The 17,836-nt window shown below is 36.1% G+C and carries 14 protein-coding genes; 7 read left to right on the top strand and 7 right to left on the bottom strand.

Annotated features, from left to right (window positions below):
* Window positions 1-20: 20 nt before the first annotated feature.
* The 7 genes from K5X82_13230 to K5X82_13260 all read left to right on the top strand — a co-directional run bounded on the left by K5X82_13230 (window position 21) and on the right by K5X82_13260 (window position 8,061).
* Window positions 21-1,565 (top strand): PglZ domain-containing protein, encoded by a 1,545-nt coding sequence (locus K5X82_13230; GenBank protein QZT36227.1) that lies wholly within the window; start codon window positions 21-23, stop codon window positions 1,563-1,565.
* Between the two features lie 842 nt (window positions 1,566-2,407).
* Window positions 2,408-3,193: a hypothetical protein gene (locus K5X82_13235; GenBank protein ID QZT36228.1), complete on the top strand. Its 786-nt coding sequence runs from the start codon at window positions 2,408-2,410 to the stop codon at window positions 3,191-3,193.
* A 32-nt stretch (window positions 3,194-3,225) separates the two neighbouring features.
* A complete protein-coding gene (locus K5X82_13240; protein ID QZT36229.1) occupies window positions 3,226-3,990 on the top strand; it encodes a hypothetical protein in 765 nt (254 codons plus the stop codon).
* A gap of 28 nt (window positions 3,991-4,018) precedes the next feature.
* Window positions 4,019-4,846, top strand: coding sequence for a hypothetical protein (locus K5X82_13245; protein QZT36230.1), 828 nt, complete (start codon window positions 4,019-4,021; stop codon window positions 4,844-4,846).
* Window positions 4,847-4,878: 32 nt separating this feature from the next.
* The gene (locus tag K5X82_13250) at window positions 4,879-5,610 is read left to right on the top strand and encodes a hypothetical protein (protein ID QZT36231.1); all 732 of its coding nucleotides are present in this window, start codon (window positions 4,879-4,881) and stop codon (window positions 5,608-5,610) included.
* A gap of 20 nt (window positions 5,611-5,630) precedes the next feature.
* Window positions 5,631-7,067 (top strand): gliding motility-associated C-terminal domain-containing protein, encoded by a 1,437-nt coding sequence (locus K5X82_13255; protein QZT36232.1) that lies wholly within the window; start codon window positions 5,631-5,633, stop codon window positions 7,065-7,067.
* Window positions 7,068-7,086: 19 nt separating this feature from the next.
* Entirely contained in the window at window positions 7,087-8,061 is a 975-nt protein-coding gene (locus tag K5X82_13260; protein ID QZT36233.1) for a type IX secretion system membrane protein PorP/SprF, read from the top strand.
* 80 nt (window positions 8,062-8,141) lie between these two features.
* On the opposite strand, the gene K5X82_13265 is transcribed toward K5X82_13260, so the two are convergent.
* The 7 genes from K5X82_13265 to K5X82_13295 form a co-directional block, all read right to left on the bottom strand.
* Window positions 8,142-9,500 carry a sulfatase-like hydrolase/transferase gene (locus K5X82_13265; GenBank protein QZT36234.1) on the bottom strand — a complete coding sequence of 453 codons (1,359 nt, stop codon included), beginning with the start codon at window positions 9,498-9,500 and terminating at the stop codon, window positions 8,142-8,144.
* 625 nt (window positions 9,501-10,125) lie between these two features.
* Window positions 10,126-11,475 (bottom strand): TolC family protein, encoded by a 1,350-nt coding sequence (locus tag K5X82_13270; protein QZT36235.1) that lies wholly within the window; start codon window positions 11,473-11,475, stop codon window positions 10,126-10,128.
* Between the two features lie 39 nt (window positions 11,476-11,514).
* Window positions 11,515-12,603: an efflux RND transporter periplasmic adaptor subunit gene (locus tag K5X82_13275; GenBank protein ID QZT36236.1), complete on the bottom strand. Its 1,089-nt coding sequence runs from the start codon at window positions 12,601-12,603 to the stop codon at window positions 11,515-11,517.
* A gap of 21 nt (window positions 12,604-12,624) precedes the next feature.
* On the bottom strand, window positions 12,625-13,887 hold the full coding sequence (locus K5X82_13280) for an ABC transporter permease (GenBank protein QZT36237.1): 1,263 nt from the start codon (window positions 13,885-13,887) through the stop codon (window positions 12,625-12,627).
* Window positions 13,888-13,909: 22 nt separating this feature from the next.
* Window positions 13,910-15,151, bottom strand: a complete 1,242-nt coding sequence (locus K5X82_13285; protein ID QZT36238.1) for an ABC transporter permease — start codon at window positions 15,149-15,151, stop codon at window positions 13,910-13,912.
* Window positions 15,148-15,849, bottom strand: a complete 702-nt coding sequence (locus K5X82_13290) for an ABC transporter ATP-binding protein (GenBank protein QZT36239.1) — start codon at window positions 15,847-15,849, stop codon at window positions 15,148-15,150. Before K5X82_13290 ends, K5X82_13285 begins: the two co-directional genes overlap by 4 nt.
* Window positions 15,850-16,158: 309 nt before the next feature.
* Window positions 16,159-17,826, bottom strand: a complete 1,668-nt coding sequence (locus K5X82_13295; protein QZT36240.1) for a hypothetical protein — start codon at window positions 17,824-17,826, stop codon at window positions 16,159-16,161.
* Window positions 17,827-17,836: the final 10 nt, after the last annotated feature.

Raw genomic sequence — 17,836 nt, forward strand, 5'->3', positions numbered from 1 at the left:
ATCATAAAAGAGTTGATATTATGAAGATATTATGGGTGGATGATGAGATCGAGATGTTGAAGCCTCACATCATCTTTTTGACGACAAAAGGATATGAGGTAGAGGTTGCAACCAATGGTTATGATGCAATTGATATGATCAAAGAGCAACGTTTCGATATTGTCTTTTTAGATGAACATATGCCAGGAATAACAGGTTTGCAAACACTTCCTTTAATCAAAGAGCAAGATGCTTCAATTCCTGTGGTTATGGTTACAAAAAGTGAAGAGGAGAATGTGATGGAAGAGGCTTTGGGCTCGAAGATCGCAGACTATCTAATAAAGCCTGTTCGTCCATCTCAAATGCTACTCTGTTTGAAGAAAGTCTTAGAGAACCAACGTTTAGTTTCAGAGAAGGTGACAACAGACTATCGACAATCTTTTATGGGTTTGTCTGATCAGATTAATGCATGTGTCGATATTGAGGATTGGAAACGTTTGTTTGTAAAACTTGAAAAGTGGGAAGTAGAGCTTGCTGATGGTGGAGATAGTACGATGGATGAAGTGCTTGCGATGCAGAAGAAAGATGCCAACCAGGCCTTCTTTAAGTTTGTCCAAAATAACTACCAGGATTGGCATAATGGAGGAATCCATAATTTCTCGTTAAACTCTGTCAATGCGATATCAAAAGGTGTGTTTCCTCTTCTAGATCAATCTAAGAAAGTGTTTATGTTAGTGATTGATAACTTAAGGTTTGATCACTGGTTGGCATTAAAAGATTTGATTCAGATGTACTACTCAGTGGTTCGAGAAGATGTTTGCTGTAGTATTCTTCCTACTGCAACCATGTATGCACGTAATAGTTTGTTCGCGGGATTGACACCTAATCAGATTGCTACAATGCATCCTGATTGTTGGGTGGGAGAGGATGAAGAGGGGTTTAAAAACCTCCATGAAGAGACATTGCTTCTTCGTCAATTTGAACGTTATAAACGAACAGAAGGTGTTCAGTTTGTTAAAGCCTCTAATGCTTTAACAGGAGGGAAGGTGATGGAACACTATTCTAAGATTAAACAAGCCGATTTCTCCGTTTTAGTTATCAATTTTATTGATATGATCTCTCATGCAAGGACCGATATGGAGATGATTAAAGAGCTTGCAAGTGATGAAGCCGCTTTTAGATCTTTGGCAAAGAGCTGGTTTGAACATTCACAGCTTCGAGAGCTTTTGGAGAAATTATCTGAAGATGATATTCATGTTGTTTTAACTTCGGATCATGGTACTTCAAGGGTGAAAAACCCTGTTAAGATTCAAGGAGAGAAGAATACCAATACGAATCTTAGATATAAATTAGGTCGGAATTTAAAATATCCTTCAAAGAATGTCTATGAGGTAAATAGACCAAATGATATTGGGTTACCTCATCCACAGGTGTCAACGAAATATATATTCGGAAGACCATATGACTATTTTGTGTATAAGAATAATTTTAGTCAGTTTTCTGCTACTTATCATGATACATTCCAACATGGAGGGATCTCTTTGGAAGAGATGCTGATTCCATTTGTTGTGCTTTCTCCGAAATAATAAAATATACATATAGTACTATAGGGGTATTCTCTTTGAGGGAATACCCCTTCTTTTTGTCGTATATAATTATGACTGTTTTTAGATGTGAACTTTTATATAAAGATCAGGTTCTAAAATTCGCATAAAATTACCCGTACAATTATCGGAGCTTTATTTGAAGTAATTTGGTTTATTCTGCACTGTGATATGAGTGTATTATTATCATTATTTAGTTGTGTAATGATATTAGTTGTCTGGGTTAACTTAAATTAACGTAAAATTAACATATATGGATTAGGGTAAATTTTTTTAATAAAATTTGTGTCATTTGACCATTCTGTCATATCTAGTCATGGATAAAATATCTTTCATTTTAATGTAAAAAAAGTATGACATGATAAAAATTCATACTTGATATACTAAAATGAATATTTTGTTCGTTATCCTCAGGTTGGTTTGAGTTGAGGTATTTTATGTGTTGATATATAGTTTGTTATGTATTGTATTTTTGTGGGAAATATATGAATTTTTATAAGTGGAACGGTACTATACAGTGTCTGTTTGCTTATTATTTAACTATGACATTGCTTTTAAAAATGGTGACAATACATAAAACGTTCAAATGTGCACTTATGACACTCTTTTTTATGCATTGTCCTACTATAACCGTAATGTAGTACATTAAACTTGTTTGTGCCTATCAAAAAAGCATAATTGAAAATTGAGACTATAACATCTTTTTATACTTGTTTAGTATAATGTGAAACTATATGTTTGTGTTGTAAGAATAAGATCAAAGAGTAGTATTAATAGCTTATTACAGTATCATTTAAAGAGTCAGTTATTACTTGTATTTAGTTATGAGAGATGGATTATTAAAAAATATAGGGCTTTTGCTTCTTGGAGTTGCTTTGTGTAGCTCCATGAGTGTATTGGGGCAAGATCCTTCCTCATCACTAAATGAATTGCCATCTGGTACAACAGGAGCAAAAGATACTCCATTGGTATGTACTAAAGGGATGGAGAATACTTTCTCAGTAGATGCTTCTTCCGGATACGATTTAGGTGCAGATGATTATAAAAATGATATGATTAAATGGACGGTTGTAGGTGGGGTGATATCTCCAAGTACGATAAGCACTAAAGAAGAGGTTCTTAGCTCTACAAGTCGATCTACGATCACTGTCAAATGGAACGAGATTGCAACCTTAAACAATGGTTATGTTGATGTGCAACAGACAAGTCGAGACCTAAGTGGAAATGAACATTGTAGTGCTGTAACATCGAGATTATATATTCGGTTGAATACAAAGCCTGTAGTTAATGACTTTACGCCTGTGGATCTTAATAAATGTGCAGCTGAAAATGATGGTAAATGGAGTTCTATATCGGCATTGGATTTCAGTGGAGTAACGGTGTCTGATGTGAATAAAGATAGAATTACCAAAAGATATAAGATTATTAATAACGAAACTAATGTAGAGGTGTTTGAGGATGATATTAGAGTAGTCCCACCGACTTTAAGTGTTGGAACGTATCGTGTTATTTTAATTGTAAGCGATGGTTATTGCAGTGTGGAGAGTGGTAAACCTGTCTATAACTTAATTGTGAACAAAACACCATCTCCGAGTGAAATAAGATATTAAAATTATAGTGACGACCATAAATACAAACAATTATGATGAGAAAGCTGACATTTATTTTATTCCTTTTTACTTTATCTATCAGTGCACAAGCACAAAGTCTAACAGATGGTAGCCAACCATTTGTTGGTGGAAAATACCTTTACTCTATCGGTATGGAAGATAATACTAACACCGCATCTTGGACTTTAGTAAATGCTGCAAAAGAAGATAAATCTGCAGCAATTACGAAAACGGATAATGAAAATATAATTATTGACTATACATCTTTAGTCGCAGGAGATTATACTTTGCGATTTACAGAAACTAAAGAAGGGTGTATTGCTGTTAGAGAGTTGCCAATTAGAGTTTATGCCAATGGATTTAATATTAATATCGTTGACAATAATGCATATAACTGTAATCCAGAGAGCGGAAATGTACATGTTCAAGGTGATCAGGGAACAGTAACATTTGAATATACTGTTACAAGAACTATGGCTACAGGAGATTGGGCATTTAACTATAGTAATGCTGCTGTGATAGAGGGAGGAACAGGTAATATACCAACAATTACTGCTGTAGATGGAAAAATTGATACAGGCGCAAAGACTATTACTGCAGGTGATGGTGTAGCTTCTGTAGTAATTACTGTAACTTATACAGGATTTCCTATTGATTTAGATCTTACAAATACATTTGGTGTTACAGCTTCAACCATTACTTCTGGAACAACGAATCTTGTTGCTGGAACTATCGATCCTAATAAAGGTGGTACTGTTAAAGGTCTTCCTAACACAGGAAATATTTCATTCAAATAATTAAGAACCAAAATAATACTATCATATAATGAAAAGAATTTTATTAAGCTTTGTTGTACTAGCGGTAGCAAGTGCAGCAGCATTTGCACAGTCTACAGGAGATGCTCCATATCCTGGATCAAAGCATGTATATCGTGTAGCATCTGATGGAGAAAACCAAGTTTGGAAAATTAGAACATATGATGCTGTAGCTGGTTTCGCTGATGCAGATCTTGCTACTGCAACTTTGACAAATGCAAATACAAAAGAGGTAACTATTGACTGGGGAGTTGGAGTTGCTGCAGGTACTACATACTATGTGCAAGTAGAAGATTCGAAAGCTGGTTGTAAAAACCTGCGTTTGCTACCTATTACTATCGCAGCAAGTACATTTGATATGTTGTTAACTTTTGGAGGTGGTGAAGTTTGTTATACAAACCAAGTTGATCCATCTATCGAAGGAGGTAAAATTGCTTATACGCATGGTCAAGCTGTAGTTCCTTATGTATTCAGTGTAGAAGGTGTAAATGCTGGAGACAATTGGTCAACAACGGTTACAATGGGAGATATTACTGATGTAACAATTGATGATCTAGTGTCAACAGATGGGACTGTTACTGTTACGGATAATGGAGCTGGTGTATTTACTTTAACGGGTACAGGAGTTGTTGCTGATATTACTCTAAATCTTACAGTGAATAATGTTAAGAAATATTTAGAAGCAGCTGGATATAATGGTGAGGCTGAGATTAGTCCTTTGTTATCACTTACTGCTCAAACAATATTGAATCAGAAAGTTGCTGATAAAGATGCTGCTAATGATAATGCAACGGGAACTGTTAAGCGTTATTCAAACAGCAATATTACTTTTGATTAATTTAGTTAAATTCATAGATATTAAGCTATAATATGACTCAAACTCTTCGACATATAAGCCTCCTCTGTTTGATGTGGTGTTGTTGTTCTGTCTCATTGGAAGCAATGGGACAGGAGAGGGTGCGTCTTGTCGAAGGAGAGATTCATAGTTTTAGCGTAGAGGAAGTAATGGGTAGGAAATACAACTGGATATTGTATTCAGGTTTCAGTATGATGACCCATGCTTCTTCTGATTTAGAAGCAGGATTTTTGGGATCACCCAAACTTTCTGTAGTGTCTTGTGTGTTTAAGAAACCAGGTGATTATGTATTGCGCTCTAACACAGAGCAGGCAGGGTGTTTAAATAGTCGTGTACTAATTTTAAATATTCTACCAAATCATATGACTTTGGGATTTATTAATACAGATCAAGAAGCTTGCGCAACATCAATAGGAGATCTCCTACCCCTTGATTTAACTATTGAGAAGGATCTTGAAACGCGATCGACTACATATGAAAAATACTTTCCTCTGAGGGTTTCGATCCGAGTATACGAGGATAGTAAAGATAAAGGCACACAAGATATTATAATAGACAGAGAAGATGATGCGATGGCGCTTAACCTAAAGATCGATGATTTAGATGAAGACCATCGCTACTCTATACGTCTACTTAAGGCGCAAACCAATAATGGTTTGCCTATTGGTATTGTAGATACAAAGCGGAAGGTAGAATTTCTTTTAAAGAAACGACCTCGAGCAGGAAAAATCTTGATTGTAGAATAATTGCTTAATGATTAACTATTTTGAGATCAATATACTTTAAAATATGGACCTTATGTTGCCTTTGGGTAGCTACAGCTGGATTCGTTTGTGCTCAAACGATCGATCCAGATGTAACTATCTCTAGAGGTGCTGTGCATCGTTTTAAAGCTACGATCAACGATCCTATGTTTACTTACGAGTGGAAGTTAAAGACACTTGAAGGGCAGAAGATGAATTACACGTTTAAATCAACAGCAGTACAATCAGAATTAATCTATTTTGATAAAGAGGGAACCTATGAATTGAGTGTTACGCCAACACAAAAAGGGAATGGATGTCCAGGAGAGCCTACCATAATGGTTATCAAAGTAGGTATCGTACTAGAGTCTAGATTTATTGCAGCACATCAAGATCGTCATGGAAATGGTTTTCTTGGATCTTGTGATGAAACCATAAGCTTAGATGGAACCAAATCAACAGGAGAACGACTAACTTATGAATGGGGGCCTAAAGATCATTTTGACAACCCATATATTGCTTCTGCTACCTTCAATAAGAATGGAGTAACGTCTAATACTACGGTTTGGTTAGAAGTGACGGATAAATTTGGATCTACACATCGCACAGAGAAGGAGATCATTTTTGATCCAACTCCTAGAGCCATTGTACAGGGTGTATCTGAAATATCATTCGACTCATGGGTTACTCTTGATGGAAGTAATAGTATCGGAAAGAGTAATGTTTACTATTGGTCTAATAAAGACCCAGATGCCCAAGATTATGGACATGTGGATAACACAGATCCTTCGAAGATGATTGTTCGTAAAGCAGGAACGTATATCTTAAAAGTGATGGATCGTAATGGATGTACTAACAGTACAGAGTTTGCAGTAAACTATAATGGAACAGCTCCTATTACACAAGAAGATGTAGGGATTACAAAAGAGCGTGTGCATGTGGACATTAGAGTTCTTCGTAATGATTATGACTTAGAAAACGATATGGACACCTTGTCTTTAAAGGTCTTTACCAACCCATTGCATGGAACGGCTGAATTAGTATCTAAAGGGCTGATCAAATATACTCCTGATGAGACTTATCTTGGAGAAGATCAGTTTGAGTATGAGATATGTGATAGTCAAGGTCACTGTTCAACTGAGTTTGTTAAGATCCTTGTTAGAGCAGGAGTGTTGAAAGTAATAAGAGGATTCTCTCCTAATGGCGATGGTATTAATGATAGATTTGAGATCAAAGCCATTAAGATGTGTAAAGAGTCTGAAATTCATATTTATAACCGTTGGGGTGATCTTGTATATAAGAATATCCGATATGGATTAGATGGAGAAACTTCATGGTGGGATGGTATTGCCACAGAAGGAATGAATAATGGAAATGCGGTAACTTCAGGAACCTATTATTATATCTTGAAGACAGACAGTTATCCAACGAAGAAAGGTTACATTTATTTAAGTAAATAGTGGAGAATAGAGGTTTAATATGAGATTCCATACTAACATATCATATTCATTTAGAAAGACGCTTAGAACGCTTCTAATGCTTGTATGCGGTATATTGTTCTCTCTTACAGTAAGAGGTCAGCAGGATCCCCTTTATAGCCAATATTTAAATAATCTAGCCACGATTAACCCTGCATATGTAGGAGTGCAAGAGTCAATGAATATCAAATTATTGACAAGACATCAATGGACTGGCTTTGAAGGGGCACCAACGACAAGTACACTGGCTTTTACTATGCCTTACCAAGACAATCAGATGGGATTCGGAGGGCGGATTGTATATGATGGTTATGGTCCTGTGACACAGCTTGGTGTTTATGGTGATTATGCTTATCACTTAGATATCAATCCTCGAAGAGGACGTTACCTAAGCTTTGGTATCTCTGCTGGTTTTAATCTGTTTTATGCAGATATTCTAGGAATAGGAGAGAACCAAGATGATCCTGCATTTATTGCTGACATGAGTAATAAGTTTCTTCCAAATGTAGGAATTGGAATTATGTATCGAGATCGAGACTATCTAATTGGAGTATCTGTACCTAAGTTAATTGAGAATCAGGTATCGGTTAAAGATATTTCAAGAACTTCAATTAATAAAGATATGTTACACATCTATCTTCTAGGTGCTTACAAGTTTAAGCTAGATAGAGATATTGTGATGAAATTGGCTACAACGGTTCGATATATACGTAGTACGAATATTGCAGCAGATCTTCATGCTTTTGTTACTTTCTATAACAACTTCACTGGAGGGATAATGTATCGAACAGGAAACTCATTTGGTATGAGTATGCAATATGATATAAGAGAAGGAATACGCCTAGGTTATGCCTATGATATGACTTCATTAGAAGATACTTATAGCTTTCCAAGTACCCATGAGTTAATGCTTAGCTATGATATACCTTCAAATAAAAGAAGGAGATATCGTCGAAAGTCAGATTACTTCTTTTAGTCGTTGATATCTCCAAATTCTTTCTTCTTTCAGATTTGTATAGCAAGGTAATATGTAGATGGTGAAAAAGAAATTAATATCTACTTCATTCGTTCTGTCGAAATGCAACTCTGTGGAATTTCACTCTTCTTTGGTAGTTTCATTTTCCATACTAATGCTTTATTTAAGAGTGTTTGCACAACTTTAGGATATTCTTTAGACATCTCTTTTTGTTCGGCCCAATCATCTTGAATACAATATAATTCAGATCTCTTTAGATCCGTGTTAATAAGTAGTTTCCATTTCCCTTCTTGAATACCTAGGTTGGGCCAATTGGGGGAATTATCTTTCCATAGTCGCCATTCCCAGTAAATTGTTTTAGTTCTTTCAAATGGATTCCCTTTTAAGGCTGTTACAATACTTTGTCCATCGCCATGGTAGTTTTTCGGAGGGGTAGCACCAGCTAATTCGATAAATGTTGGCAGGAGATCAACAGCTGTAATAGATGTTGTATTATTTCTAATTCCAGCAGGAACTTTCCCTGGCCAACGAACAATAAAAGGAACACGAACACCCCCAGCATACAAAGATCTTTTTCTCCCTTTAAGCCCTCCTGTTTCTCCAACGGAATAAAATGACCCGAGCCCTGGTCCTGTTGATGCATCATTAATTTTACGTCTTTTAGTTGTCTTTTCTGGACCGTTGTCTGAAGAGAATACAACGAGTGTATTTTTATCAATGCCTAACTCTTTCAAAAGAGAGAATATATTCCCTATTTGTTTATCAGCATCTGTTATTACAGAAGCGTATACCTTTTTTTGTTCATCTAAATAACTGAACTCATCAAGGTACTTGTTTTTAGGGTAATGTGGAGTGTGGGCTGCATGAATCCAAACATTAATGTAAAAAGGGTGACTTTGATGTTGTTTAATAAAATCTAAAGTCATTGGAATGGTCTGTTCTACATCCATCTGTTTTCCAGAAATATTAAACGCACCATATTCATCAATGCCATATTGGTAGGGAAGGGGAGCATCACTTATTGCAGAATTTGTTAAATGCCATTTTCCAAAGTGTCCTGTTACGTACCCAGCTTTTTTCATCATCCTTGTAAGCATTGGAGCTTTGGGGTTAAGCCAATCAGGCATTTCTCTTTTTTTATTGGTCTTAATGGAAGAGAAGTGTCCATGAATATTATATTTTGAAGGGAATTGTCCAGTCATGACGGCTGTACGACTGGGCGAACAAACTGGGTTTGCAACAGAGAAATTCTGGAAGTCGATTCCTTCATCAACCATTTTATCTAATACTGGTGTTTTACAGAATGTGGAGCCATGACACCCTAAATCTCCATATCCCCAATCATCTGCAAAAATAAAAATGATATTGGGTTTTTGTTCTTGTGAAAGACCAATAACACAAGAAATTAATAATGGGAAAATCATTAATAATCGCTTCATAACAAACTTTGTTTTTATTCTAGGTTATTAAAAAAATGTCTTCTACAATAGAAATCCGAATGTAAAGAATACGTTAATCCCACTTGATGACTATACTACATTTAATAAAAGCATCCGATTAGCAAGAATACTGTCTTAGTAGTAAGATTTTATGTCTTCGAAATTGATAAATTGTATAATCATGAAATTATACATTTAAAAGGGGGGCTTGGGCTTAAAACTATGATATCGTAAAACAATAGTGAGCAGTAGAAATTACTTAAAAAATAGTTTACTATCATCATTAAACGAATATAGCGTAGATATAATCATTTGCTCGACTAAGAATTAACGCAATAAAGATGTCTATTGTGTTAAAGATAAGGTAAATAAATTAAGAACATAGAGTGAGGATAGAGAGAAGTATCGATATCTGATGTTATTGAAGTATAATTGTTTTTTTACGGATAGAGAATGAAGTATAAATGTATTTGTTAGGTGCTTTTCAATAAAGCCATAGTCTAACCATAACCATGAATATCAATAAAGAGGTATTACTTTATTGATATTCATGCAAAAAAAAGTGACTAGAAGAATAAGATACTTCTAGTCACGTTGTCTACCTAAGTGTTTCAATGATATAGGATTATAGACTTATCTCTGTGCCGGTATAGAAATCAAGCATCTTTGATTTAAAGATAAACTCATATTTCGCCTGTATCTTTTGTGATTTAGCTCTGATATAAGAGTTCTTTGCCTGGTTGTAATCATAGATATCAATTGCACCTGCATTAAACTTCTCGTTAGCAAAATCGAATGACTCTTTGCTCGAGCTCACTTGTATCGAAGAGGCATTAAACTTCTGATGTGCACCACGTGCTTGTGTTAGTGCATTGGTAACAGTCTTTCGAAGATCCTTTTCTGCCTGTACAAGGTCCAACTTAGATTGTTGTGCCTGTAACTTGGCATTCTTATAACTATTACGTGCAGATGACCCATTAAAAATAGGAATAGATAGGTTTAAACGAACATTCTCCTGTCCATTCATATTCATTTGATCACTGAAACTTTTATTCTCTTCATTCTTGAAATAATAATAACCATTCGAATAGCCTGCACTAGCACTCAATTTTGGGTATAGTCTACCTTTTGCTGCTTTAACATTCGAGCTACTTTGTCTAATACGTGCATTGGCTGCATTGATCTCAGGACGAAGATTTAAAGCTGTTTGGTAATAGTTATCAATATTATTTAGCTTATTCTCCGAATGAATTAAAGCCATTGGAGGAGTAACTATATCCAAAGTTTCTGGATTCTCCAGTTCAAGAAGTTGTGCCAACTCCAATTTACGGAGAGTTAAATTATTTTGATTATTAACCTCTTCCGCCTTATTATTCGCCAACTGAGCATTCAACTCAAGTAATGGGCCTTTATCTAAAAGTCCACCATTAACCTTCTCTCTAGTAACCTGAATTTGTTTATTCGTGATCTCTGTTTGTTCTTTAGATAGCTCAAATAACTCTTTTGCTACTAAGATATTCAGGTATGCTTGTGCTACTTGTATTTCTAGATTAGCCACATTAACCTCAGTTAAGCTATTATTGTACTCAAGCTCGTGTTTACTCGCTTCAATCTGATTTTTTAATGCAAAGCCTTGAAATATATTAACATTCGCACTAATATTAAAGTCCGTTCGATTCGAGTTATTGCTTACAATAAGTCCCGAGTTTGTTGAAGATCTACCCCATGAGGTTGTATTCCCCAATCCTCCAGATAATGATGGGAGTTGTGATAACTTATTTGTCTTTAGATTATTGGAGGCGATATCGCTATTTAACTTCTGTCTTTGAATAGCGCTATTATTTTGTATTGCATGTTGAATACACTTGTCAAGATTCCATGGATCTTGACTCGATGTATTATCTTGAGCCATTGATACAACCCCCACATGCATGGAAAGAAAACAAAGCACTATTTTGATACAACTATTTTTCATTGTCTCTGTCTTTAATGATTTCCAACTACTGAAAGTTGTCTATTTTTTATTTCCTCTTACTTGTTGTCCTTCTTCCAATCCTTCTGTTACTTCCACATTGATACCATCAGACAACCCTAACTCTACACTCTTTTTATCGTATTCAAACTTATTATCTTCTTGAGGAGTCCATACGTAGCTTGTGTCACTTTCAAAGAAGATCGTCGATTCAGGAATCGATAAAATATTCTCTTTTCTTTGTACTTCGATAGAGGCATTGGCACTATATCCTGCTCTAATAAATTGGTTCTCTTTTAGAGATACTGCTCCTTTAATCTTGAATTGAACAGCACCACCATTATTGGTACCTTTAGGGGCAATATTTGTGATGATAGCATGGTATTTTTCTTTACTCATCGCACCAATTGTTAGCTCCATAGGCATACCAATCTTAACGCGACCCACCTCTGTCTCATCAATGTTACCTTCAAAGATCATATCCTTCATATCTGCAACCAAAGCGATAGTAGTACCATCATTAAATGAGTTACTTTGGATCACCGAGTTACCTTCTTTAACAGGAACATCTAAAACCATACCCGTAATCGTTGAACGTATCAATGTATTGGTTTGCGAAGCACTTGATTTTGTTACCCCTTCACGAATAAGGTCTAAGTTATCTTTTGATGCTTTTAGCTCCTCTTTTGCTGCTTTAAAACTTCTCTCTGTTTGTACATAAGTAGATTCAGATATGACTCCTTTCTTATACAATTTATCATTTCTCTCATGATTGTTCTTACTAAGTTCAAGATCAATCTCAGCTCTTTTTATTCGGTTCTTTGCATTGTTAAGGTTTACCATATCAGGAATAATTTTAACCTTAGCAATGATATCTCCTTGCTTTACAGTATCCCCAGCTTCAACGTATATTTTACTAATAATACCAGCAATCTGTGGCTTGATAGCAATCTCTTTCTTTGGCACAACAGCTCCTGTGGCTATTGTTTTAATAATGATAGTGTCGCGTTTAACATCTATCATTTCGTAACTAACCTCTTTCGGTTGTGATTTTTTGTAGATGAATGTGAATGTGCCAATTACACCTGCAACTACAAGTAGAATGATGACTATTTTAAATACCTTTTTCATAACTATGATATAATATACGTTTTACTCTGTTCTTAATGCTTCTATGGGTTTTATTGAAAGTGCTTTCTGTGCAGGAATAATTCCAGCCAATACGCCAATGATGACAATGATCAATAGAGAATAGATGGCTAGGTCAAATTGAATAACCATATTGGATATAAATGCCGAATCTGGATTTTGTGCCAGAACCATACTTGCTCCTGCCAATACAAGTGTTCCAAAAACGATACCTGCGATCCCTGCGATGGCGGTAATGGTGGCACTCTCCAATATTAATTGAGATGATATTTGATGAGTACGAGCACCTAATGCCCTGCGTATTCCAATCTCCTGTGTTCTCTCTTTCACTACAACTAGCATGATATTACTAATGCCAATCGCTCCTGCCAATAAGGTTCCAATACCAACAATCCAGATTAAGAACTTTACACCATTCATCAGGTTTGAGAACTTCTTTATCTCTTTTTGTAAGTTGAAAGACCCTACGGCTGATTCATCTGTTGGGTCAATCTTATGCCTTTTCTTAAGGATAGCAGAAACGTTCTTACTCAGCTTTGCAATATCGACACCCTCTTTTCCTGTAACAAGAAAGAAGTGCACATCTACTCCCATGTTATATGCCAACTGCAGTGTCGTGAAAGGCACGTAAACAGACTTATCTTTTCGTCCTCCAATATTTATTTGTGAGACAGCATCTACAATCCCTATCACTTTAAAGTAGACTCCTACAATATTGATATATTTACCAATAGGTGACTCCTTCTTTCCAAAAAGATCTTTGGCAACAGTTTTTCCTATCACGCAGACCTTACGATCTTTACTGATATCAAAATCGTTAAGAAAACGTCCCTCTAGAATCTTAAATGCATCCATCTTACTATAAACAGGAAAGTCTCCATTAATTCTAAAGTTTCCTTTTTTGTCTTTATAGTAAACGTTCATACCGTCACTGAACTTCTTATATAGTCCAATGCGAGGCGTGATATATTTGATTCCATCAATCTTCTCAGAGATGATATCAATATCTCCACGTTCAATATTCCAGCTACGTCCTTTCTTGAATCCACTATAAGCTTTGGTGGTATTTTGACTCCACATAAAAGCCGTATTGGTTGCAACACCATCTATCTGTCCAAATATTCCTTTTTCAAAACCATAGCCTGCACCAATCATGACGACAAGCATAAAGACTCCCCAAAAAACACCAAGTGCTGTTAAGAACGTTCTTAGCTTATTGCGAGAAAGTACTGCCCAGATCTCTTTCCATTTATCTAAATCGAACATGTTATTTCTTTAAAGGATTAGTTTATTCGTATCTAAGTGCTTCTATAGGACTAATCTTAGCCGCTTTCTTTGCTGGAATATATCCTGCAACGACACCTGAAATAATCAACACGATAGTGGCCGTAATGGCTATACCAATATCCACCGATGGATTAACAAACGTATCACTCTCGATGTTATTCCATTTCATGATAAGTACAACTAGCTTCATAACACCAGCTCCCGCGACCATTCCAATAAACCCTGCAAGGGTCGTAAGGAATATAGACTCCTGTAGTATCAATGAGATAATACTGTTGGGTTTAGCACCTAATGCTTTACGTATCCCAATTTCTTTGGTTCGCTCCTTCACAATGATCAACATGATATTACTTACTCCTACAATCCCTGCCATCAATGTTCCGCATCCAATAATCCATATAAACATCTGAATAGCTGAGAAGATATTCATGGTTCGTTTATAATCGGCAAAGTTATTATAGGTTCCTAGTGCACGATTATCTGTTGGATCGAAATGATGTTTATGAGCCATTCTTGTTCTAATATCCTGCTCTAACTTTTCTGACTCAGCTAAAGAGATCTGTTTGGTTGTTAGCGCGATATTATGAACTCGATTAGTCTTTTGAAATACTACTTGATAAGTTGTAAAAGGGATTAGTGGATTCAGATCATCATCCTTGGCTTTTACCACTCCTATGACACGAAAAGGAATACTGTTGACAATAATCATCTTATTTAATGGATCCTCTCGTTTGAAAAGAGCATCCACTACTTGTTTAGAGATAACAATCACTTTACGTTTTTGGATTATATCTAAATGGTTAAGAAATCTTCCTTTCTCTACCTCTAGTTTGTCGATCTCTTTTACTGCAGGGTAACAACACTTGATGGAAAAACTACTAGATTCAGTCTTATAGGCAAATGGGGTAGATCCCATATAGAAGTTTGCCGATAACTTATCGATATTGGCAACCTCACTTTTGATAATCTTGACATCATCATTTTGTAGCTTTACTCTTCGTCCTTTTGGATAGCCATCATAAGCCTTACTGGTGATATTGGTCCAAACCCAAATAGTGTTTAATGCACTCTCTTCGAACATCGACTTTGAACCATTCTTTAGACCATTACCTGAACCTAGTAGAATCATTAACATGAAAATACCCCAAGCAATAGAGAAGCTTGTAAGAAAAGACCGAAGTTTATTTTTACGAATAGTGATGAATATCTCATGCCATGCATCTACATCAAAAAGTGACTTCATGATTCAGCAGTTTGAAGTTCAACGATATTCTCATGTATTCTTTCAATCAGACCATCTTTTAGGTGAATGACTTTGTTGGTTTTATCTGCAATATCTTGCTCATGGGTAACGATAATCACGGTGATACCTTGATCATTAATATCTTTCAGCATCTCCATCACTTCATAAGATGTTGTGGTATCCAAAGCTCCTGTAGGCTCATCAGCAAGGATAACCTTAGGTTTCGTAATTAATGCTCTAGCAATGGCGACACGCTGTTTCTGTCCTCCAGAGAGTTGATTAGGTAGATGGTCAGCCCATGGCCCTAGACCAACCTTCTCCAAATATTCTAACGCAATCTCGTTACGCTTTTTCCTATTTACTCCCTGATAATATAGGGGTAACGCCACATTCTCTAATGCCGTCTTAAAAGTGATAAGATTGAAGGATTGAAAAACGAAACCAATAGTATGATTACGAAAATCTGCAGCTTCGTTCTCACTCATGTCTTTGACCAGCGTATTATTTAGGTGGTAAGTTCCCTCATCATAATTATCTAGTATGCCTAGTACATTAAGTAGTGTTGATTTACCTGAACCTGAAGACCCCATGATAGATACAAACTCCCCTTCTTTGATATGAAGATCGATACCTTTCAGTACATGAAGCTTGGTATCCCCCGTGGGGTATGATTTATGAATATTTTTTAGTCTCAGCATTTCTCTTGATCTATTATTTAAATGGTCTTTCTATTAAGTTAGACGGTGTTGGAGTAATAATAGTTACAGAAAAAGTGATCTTTTTTATATTTTAATACAAAATATGACTTTAAAAGTAGATTTTGAAATGAGATACGAGGAGTAGAAACAGAAATGACCACAGCAAGGTTTTGGGCGCTGTGGTCATTTAACTTTGTAGTTGTTTTTCAAACTTAGAGTTGAAAAAACAAGGTGTCTTGGTTAAAAGGCTCTATAAAATTAGTAAAATATATATGGAAGAAAGGGGGGCGCGATAAAATAACCACTTTCTTAAAGATCAATTAACGTTAGAGTTCCTTTGCCTATTACTCCATCAATTTTGAGGTTCTTTGCTGAAGTAATTGCTTGATCATAGCAATGAACAATAGGCTCCCCTTGTTGATTAAACGAAGTGTTGATCAACGCCAACTCTCCATACATCTGATACAAACAGGTTAATAGGTCATAAAGAAATGGATTCTCTTCTCTTTGATCTATATACTGTATTCGAGAGGTATTATCCACATGGGTTACCCCCTCTAATGATTTTCTATATTCAGGTTTTATGACGTAATCTAAAAGCATGTATTTAGATAAATCATCTATTTTCCCATCGATCACTTTTTCTGCATTGCTTCTTAACATGATAGGGGCAATAGGTCTATACCACTCTCTGCGCTTATGATACTGACTTACTTTCTCAGCAATCTCTACAGAGCTTGCTTTGGCTATAATACTTCGATTTCCAAGTGCCCTAGGTCCACACTCTCCAGCCCCAATGCATGTTGCAAATACGTATCCATTCATTATCCCCTCTGCCACCCTTTGAATAACACTGGCATCATAAGCATAAGACTTCTCTGGGAGGCCCCAATTGTTGAGATAGGCAGTGTGTTTTTTTAGTGTGCCATGTTTTAAGAACTCTATCCATGCCCCTGCACCCAATGCAAGTCCCGAATCTTCGCAACATGGAGGTATAACAACCTCTTCAAAAAGATTCTCTTCGATGATTCTTGAGTTGGCTTTGATGTTCAATGCACATCCTCCTGAATAGTATAAGGTTGTGGCAGATGTGATCTCTTTATAGTGTTTTAAGTCGTTCAATAACCTCTCCTCAAATTCGGCTTGTATCGAAGCGGCAATATTTTGTATCAAGGGATGGTGAAGATCAAAATGATTTAATTTAACCCCCATCTCCTCTTCTGCCTTATTAAAAAATAGTTGCTTACTTCTCCATATATCTTTGAAGTAATCATGTTTTCTTAGCCAAGCTCTAACTTCAGGAAGATCTTTCCCAAAAGAGCCAAATCCCATGATCTTTCCTGGGACAGAGTTCTGATCAAATCGTTTGGCACCCACAATTGCAAACGTGAGTGCATTGGCATTATGCAGGGAGGTGATCTCTTTATTCTTCCAATGGGCATCTACCAAATTTATTTCGCCATGCTTATAGTGCCATACACTGAAGTTTGAGCAACTTGCCCCTCCATCATAATGGACATGTAGACTGTTCTCTTTCCATATACCACAGAAAGGTAGTATCGTGGCAATATGAGCCATCTCATGGCTCAAAGCCCACCCTCTGTTCTTGGTGTCAAACCACTTCAGGTATCCTGACTCCGGTTGACTGGATAGTTCCCCTTTTAATGGTGCTTCAAATCGAATTTGACCATCTTCACTTATAAATGCACGTCCTATCTCATGATCGACAAATACCACATCTAACTCCATCCCAATCAGTTTCTCTTCTCTTAAAAGAGAAACCAAATGCTGGTGCATCTTATTATCACGTTTATTCCTTGTAATACGCTCTAATTGTACCAGTTTTTTCACTTCACCGTTGTGAAATAAAACCATGTTATGGTCATGAATAAATCCAGGATAGTCGCTTTTTACACAGTCTTGAATACCGTAGATAGCAAGCGTTGGACGTTCAGGATTCCATTGATGATGAGTCATCCAAACAAAT

Source organism: Prolixibacteraceae bacterium (assembly GCA_019856515.1).
In the GTDB taxonomy this organism is placed as follows: domain Bacteria; phylum Bacteroidota; class Bacteroidia; order Bacteroidales; family Prolixibacteraceae; genus Halosquirtibacter; species Halosquirtibacter xylanolyticus.